The organism is Mesorhizobium sp. M1A.F.Ca.IN.020.06.1.1 (genome assembly GCF_004023265.1).
Classification (GTDB): Bacteria; Pseudomonadota; Alphaproteobacteria; order Rhizobiales; family Rhizobiaceae; genus Mesorhizobium.
The window spans coordinates 1-5,854 of sequence record NZ_RZSR01000312.1 but is presented as its reverse complement, the minus strand read 5'-3'; the positions used below and the strand labels follow the sequence as shown (position 1 = coordinate 5,854).

General features: G+C 64.5%; 6 protein-coding genes, 1 tRNA gene and 1 pseudogene. 7 read left to right on the top strand and 1 reads right to left on the bottom strand.

All coding sequences use genetic code 11. From position 1 onward, the window contains the following. Positions 1–599 (bottom strand): annotated as a pseudogene (locus EOA60_RS15565) (3-phosphoshikimate 1-carboxyvinyltransferase); the annotation flags it as partial. A gap of 194 nt (positions 600–793) precedes the next feature. Between EOA60_RS15565 and EOA60_RS15560 the strand changes: the two are divergent. The 7 genes from EOA60_RS15560 to EOA60_RS15530 all read left to right on the top strand — a co-directional run. Then, a complete protein-coding gene (locus EOA60_RS15560; RefSeq protein ID WP_067003406.1) occupies positions 794–1,189 on the top strand; it encodes a TIGR02300 family protein in 396 nt (131 codons plus the stop codon). A 176-nt stretch (positions 1,190–1,365) separates the two neighbouring features. Then, positions 1,366–1,441: transfer RNA gene (locus tag EOA60_RS15555), tRNA-Ala, on the top strand. Positions 1,442–1,570: 129 nt separating this feature from the next. Then, the gene (locus EOA60_RS15550) at positions 1,571–1,921 is read left to right on the top strand and encodes a hypothetical protein (protein WP_245322336.1); all 351 of its coding nucleotides are present in this window, start codon (positions 1,571–1,573) and stop codon (positions 1,919–1,921) included. 62 nt (positions 1,922–1,983) lie between these two features. Further along, a complete protein-coding gene (locus EOA60_RS15545) occupies positions 1,984–2,700 on the top strand; it encodes a DUF2161 family putative PD-(D/E)XK-type phosphodiesterase (RefSeq protein ID WP_067324197.1) in 717 nt (238 codons plus the stop codon). A 130-nt stretch (positions 2,701–2,830) separates the two neighbouring features. Then, positions 2,831–3,562 carry a FadR/GntR family transcriptional regulator gene (locus tag EOA60_RS15540; protein ID WP_095824419.1) on the top strand — a complete coding sequence of 244 codons (732 nt, stop codon included), beginning with the start codon at positions 2,831–2,833 and terminating at the stop codon, positions 3,560–3,562. Beyond that, a complete protein-coding gene (locus EOA60_RS15535) occupies positions 3,559–4,761 on the top strand; it encodes a PLP-dependent transferase (RefSeq protein ID WP_095824343.1) in 1,203 nt (400 codons plus the stop codon). Before EOA60_RS15540 ends, EOA60_RS15535 begins: the two co-directional genes overlap by 4 nt. A gap of 25 nt (positions 4,762–4,786) precedes the next feature. Then, positions 4,787–5,854, top strand: a 1,068-nt coding sequence (locus EOA60_RS15530) for a sugar ABC transporter substrate-binding protein (protein ID WP_164899330.1), incomplete at its 3' end; no start/stop codon positions are given.

The window sequence follows — 5,854 nt, the reverse complement described above, 5'->3', positions numbered from 1 at the left end:
GTCATCACCGGCTCGATCACGGTGGTGATGCCGGGCGTGTTGAGCCCGGCAAGCAGCACCGCCGACTTCACCTGTGCCGAGGCCATCGGCACGCGATAGGTTATCGGCGCGGCATGCTTGGGGCCGCGTAGCGTGATCGGCATGCGGTCGCCAGGCGCCGCCTTCAGCACCTGCACGCCCATCTGGCGCAGCGGCTCCAGCACCCGGCCCATCGGCCGGCCGGAGAGCGAGGCGTCGCCGATAAAGGTCGTCTCCATGTCATAGGTGCCAACCAGGCCCATGGTAAGCCGCGAGCCGGTGCCCGCATTGCCGAAATCGAGCGGGCCTTCCGGCTCGAGCAGCGCGCCGTTGCCGGTGCCGCGGATCACCCATTCGGCGCCCGTCTTTTCGATATGCGCGCCCATCGCCTTCATGGCCGCGCCCGTGCGCATCACGTCCTCGCCTTCCAGCAGGCCGGTGATGCGCGTCTCGCCGGAAGCCAGGCCGCCGAACATGAAGGAGCGGTGCGAGATCGACTTGTCGCCGGGCACCCGCGCCGTGCCGGCAAGGGCAGGGGATTTGCGGGCCGTAGCCGGCTTCGGGGCGGCAGCGTGAGACATTGTCTGTTCCAAATGCGGGCGCCGGCGGGCCGGCTCAATTCGTCGTGTTGCGGCGGTCTCGTATCACGGCACGCCGCAATGGTCATCCCCTCATGCGGGCCTTCGAATGCAAGGTTTTGCGATGCCGGCTTTTGGCTTTGACAGCGCGGAAAACTGCGGTTAAGGGGACCATTCTTTTTTTGACGAGGCTTGCTGTGGCAAAACCTGAACTTGGCACAAAACGTGTCGACCCCGAAACGGGGCGGAAATTCTACGATCTGAACAAGGACCCGATCGTCTCGCCCTACACCGGCAAGAGCTATCCGCGCTCCTATTTCGAGGAAGGCAAGATTTCCGCGATCGAGGACGATGAGGACGTCGCCGACAAGGAAGTCGACTCCGAGGAGGAAGAAGGCGCCGAAATCGTCTCGCTCGAAGATGCGGACGAGGAGACCAAGGGCGGCGGCGACGATCTGCCCGATCTCGGCGACGACGAGGATGATGTCGATCTCGGTGACGATGACGATGACACCTTCCTTGCCGACGAGGAGGAAGAGGACGACGACGTTTCCGATATGATCGGCGTCGGCGACGACGAGGACGAGGTCTGATTTCGGCCCCGGCGCGATTGTTTGCCGGCCATTTTGACCTGTGACGAAAAAGCGGCTTTTCAAGGCTTGATCTTGACCGAAGGCGGCGCTAGAAGCCGCCAGCACTAAACGACGGCGCGGTGCCCAACCGCGCCGGATCTCTTCGCCGGAAACGGCGCCGGCTGACTGCCGGGAGTGGGGCCATAGCTCAGTTGGGAGAGCGCTTGAATGGCATTCAAGAGGTCGTCGGTTCGATTCCGATTGGCTCCACCAAACAGTCTTTCTGTGATGCTCGGTTTCGCGGCATTGGCGCTTGTCGCTTGTGAATCGGTATCCGAGGCCCCGCCTCCTCCTCAACCTGCCCCGGCTGCTGTCGCGGCTTCCGCTGTCCCGGACACTGCGGTGCTCGACCAAACCGTGGCGGTCACGCCTCCGGGCAAGAGTGTCCCCGCCCGATATGCGGCGTTTTCAGGCATTTGGGCGGGACGGCTGGATGGCACCTTTGAAGGCAAGCTGGCCGTGCTGACCGTTTCACCGGCCGGGCAGGTGACGGTCAGCTACGCGTGGGGCGATATGGCCGACAACAAGCCGGGGATCGCCGACGGCGCCGGCAGGATCGCCGGGAACACATTAAAGCTTGGACGCCTGCCGAACGGCGCAGACATCACGTTTACGATGCAGCCTGACGGAACGCTGGCCGGCACCTACACGCTTGCCGGCCAGACCTATAGGGGCCAGTTCGCCAAGCAATAGCGGCGGGCGGTCGCGTCGCCTTCTGCCGTGTCGGCCGGGCTCGAATCGGCTATGCCTCTCCCATGCAGGAAACGTCCCTCTATGCACCGGTGAAGCGGTTCCTCGAGAGCCTCGACTTCACCGTCAAAGGCGAGGTCGGCGGCTGCGACATCGTCGGGTTGCGCGAAGGCGAGCCGCCCGTGGTCGTCATCTGCGAGCTGAAGCTGCAGTTCAATCTCGAGCTCGTTCTGCAAGGCGTCGATCGGGCGGCGGCCTGCGACGAGGTCTGGCTCGCCGCGCGGATGTCGGCGCGCGGCAAGGGCCGCGAGCACGATCGGCGTTTTCGCGCGCTCTGCCGCCGGCTCGGCTTCGGCCTGCTCGCGGTCGACGGGAAAGGCAAGGTCGAGTTGCTGCTCAGCCCGGCCGCCGTGCCGCCGCGGCGCGACCCGAGGCGGCGCTCGCGGCTGGTCGAGGAGCATCACCGCCGCAAGGGCGATCCGTCCATCGGCGGCAGCACGCGGCAAAAGCCGATCATGACCGCATACCGCCAGGAAGCAATTGCCTGCGCCGCCGCCATGGCCGACGGCCCGAAGCGGCCGCGCGATTTGAAACTCGTTGCCCCCCGCGCGGCCAGCATCCTGCTGCACAACTATTATGGCTGGTTCGCCAGGGCCGAGCGCGGCATCTACGCTCTGACCGAACTCGGGCAGGCTGCCTTGCAGTCGCAAGGGGTCCTCGACGGTCCGCCGCAGGTCGCTCCGTTTCAAGTCGAGCAGCTTGGAGCGAAGCTCGGCGCGTGAGCGGCTGACGCCGCTCGCGCAGTGTCGGCTGCCGATCGAAATCGTCGAATCGCACCATGCGTGGTTGACTCACCTCTTCGTTCATGCAGGAATTGGTTGGACCATTGAACCACTTTCGGAATTCACCAGCGTGACCGACCCTCTCCCGCCGATCCAGACGACGGCCCGCGATGATGCGGTCCTGAAGGCGTTGGCCGGCTTCGTGCGGCAGGAGGCGTTGGGTCCCGGTGAAAAACTGCCGACCGAGCGCATCCTGGCCGAGCGCCTTAAGGTCAGCCGCAACACGGTTCGCGAGGCACTCACCCGCTGGGAGGGGCTGGGCCTCGTCGAGCGGCGCCAGGGCAGCGGCACTTACCTCAAGGCGGCGGTCTCGCCCGACATGCTGCACATGCCGCTGACCCTTGCCGGCGGCAACGACTTCGGCGGCCTGATGCGCACCCTGGAGATCCGCCGCGCGCTGGAGGCCGAGGCCGCCGCTCTTTGCGCCGTCCGCGCCGGCAAGGCTGAGGTCGCCGAGATCGAGCGCAAGCTCGACATCATGGAAGAAGCCTTCCACAGCCGCGCCGGCATGTCGTCGGAGGAAGACTGGGAGTTCCACCAGTCGGTCTACCGCGCCTCCGGCAATCCGCTGTTCGAGCAGATCATCAGCGCCATGCACGAGCTGTTCCACCGCTTCTGGGAGCATCCGCTCGGCGTGCGCGATTTCGGCCATGCCAGCTTTCCCTATCACCGCACCATCTTCGACTGCATCGCCGCGCACGACCCGGAGGGAGCCCGGGCCGAAGCGCTGAAGCTCATCGCTACTGTCGAAAACGACCTCAAGCGCGGCGCCGCCAACCTCAAGCTTTTGGACCGCAAATGAACGAGCATCCCACAGGGTTCGACCCGGCTTCTTTGGCCAGCGACTATCTCGGCGAGGCGGCGACTCTTCTCGCGCATGACGATCCGTTCCCCGGCGGCGCTGTGGTGCCGCCGATCTACCAGACATCGCTCTTCACCTTCGACAATTACGCCGACATGGCCGACACCTTTGCCGGCAGGAGAAGGCAGCCGATCTATTCGCGCGGCGACAACCCAACGGTGATGGAATTCGAGGCGCGTGTTGCGGCCTTGGAAGGCGCGGAAGCCGCGCGGGGCTTCTCCAGCGGCATGGCGGCTATCAGCGCCACCGTGCTTGCCTTCGTCGGCGCCGGCGAGCGGATCGTTGCCGTACGCAACTGCTATGGCGACGCTTACCGCCTGTTCGAGCGCCTGTTCCCGCGCTTGCAAATCAAGGTCGACTATGTCGACGGCTCGGACCCCGATGCGGTGGCGGCGGCGCTTCCGGGCGCCAAGCTGCTCTACCTCGAAAGCCCCACCTCGATGATGTTCGAGCTGCAGGACATTGAGCACCTGACCCGGCTGGCCAAGGAGCGGGGCATCGTCACCACCATCGACAATTCCTGGGCGACGCCCGTCTTCCAGAAGCCGATTTCGCATGGTGTCGATCTGGTGCTGCACTCGGCTTCGAAATATCTCGGCGGCCACAGCGACACCGTCGCTGGCGTGGTGGCGGGCTCGGCCGCGCATATCAAGCACATCAACGAGCAGACCTATTCGTCGCTTGGCGGCAAGCTGTCGCCTTTCGAGGGCTGGCTTCTGCTGCGCGGCCTGCGCACGCTGCCGCTGCGGTTGCCGCATCATATGAAGAGCGGTCTCACGCTCGCCGAGCGGCTGAAGGCGCATGGCAAGGTCGAGCGGGTCAACCATCCCGCCTACTCCAATCATCCCGGCAAGAAGACGCTTGCCGGCTATGCCGGGCTGTTCTCTTTCGAGGTCGCGGAAGATGTCGACATTCCGGCTTTCGTCGATGCGCTGAAGCTGTTCCGCATCGGCGTCAGCTGGGGCGGCCATGAAAGCCTGGTCGTGCCCGCCAAGGCCTCGCTCGAGCAGACGCCGGGTCTCAATTCGATGGCGCGCTTCGGCGTCAGCCCCCGAACCATCCGCTTCAATGTCGGATTGGAGAACGTCGAGGACCTCTGGGCCGACATCGCCCAGGCCTTCGACAAGGCAAAAAAATAAGGTGTTCAAAATGGGAGTTCCGAACATGAAAAGACTGACAATCCTGCTTGCCGCCGCTGCCGGCCTCGCGATTTCCGCCGGGGCCGCGCTGGCCGACACCACCATCAAGATGGTCGAGGTCATCACCAGCCCGCCGCGCACCGAATTCCTGAAGAAGCAGATCGCCGAATTCGAGCAGGCCAATCCCGGGATCAAGGTCGAGCTCGTCTCGCTGCCCTGGGGCCAGGCGTTCGAGAAGTTTCTCACCATGGTTCAGGCCGGCGACACGCCCGACGTGGTCGAGATGCCGGAGCGCTGGATGGGCCTCTATGCCAACAACGGCCAGCTCGAGGATCTCGGCCCCTACATGGCCAAATGGGACGACGCCAAGACGCTCGGCGACCGGGCCAAGCAGTTCGGCTCGACAGTCAACAACACCCAGTTCATGATCCCTTACGGCTACTATGTGAACGCGCTGTTCTGGAACAAGAAGCTGTTCAAGGAAGCGGGTCTTGACCGTCCGCCGGAAAACCTCGACGAGTTCGTCGAGTTCTCCAAAAAGATCTCCGCCATCCCCGGCAAATACGGCTATTGCCTGCGCGGCGGGCCCGGCGCCTTCAACGGCATGCACATGTTCATGAACATCGCCAACGGCAAGGGGGGCTACTTCACCGAGGACGGCACTTCGACCATCAACGAGGAGGGCTCGGTCAAGGGGCTGCAGATGCTGGCCGACATGTACAAGAACGGCCTGGCGCCGAAGGATTCCGTGAGCTGGGGCTTCAACGAGACGGTGACCGGCTTCTATTCCGGCACCTGCGCCATGCTCAACCAGGATCCGGACGCGCTGCTCGGCATCGCCGACAAGATGAGCGCCGACGACTTTGCGGTCGCGCCGCTGCCGGTCGGCCCGAGCGGCAAATCCTATCCGACGCTGGGCTATGCCGGCTGGGCGATGTTCGCCAATTCGCAGCACAAGGACGAAGCCTGGAAGCTGATGGCGACGCTGCTGTCGCCCAAGGACAATCTGGAATGGGCCAAGGAAGTCGGCGTCGTCCCGATCCACAACGGCGCCGATCAGGACGCCCACTTCAAGACCGAGCAGTTCAAGGGC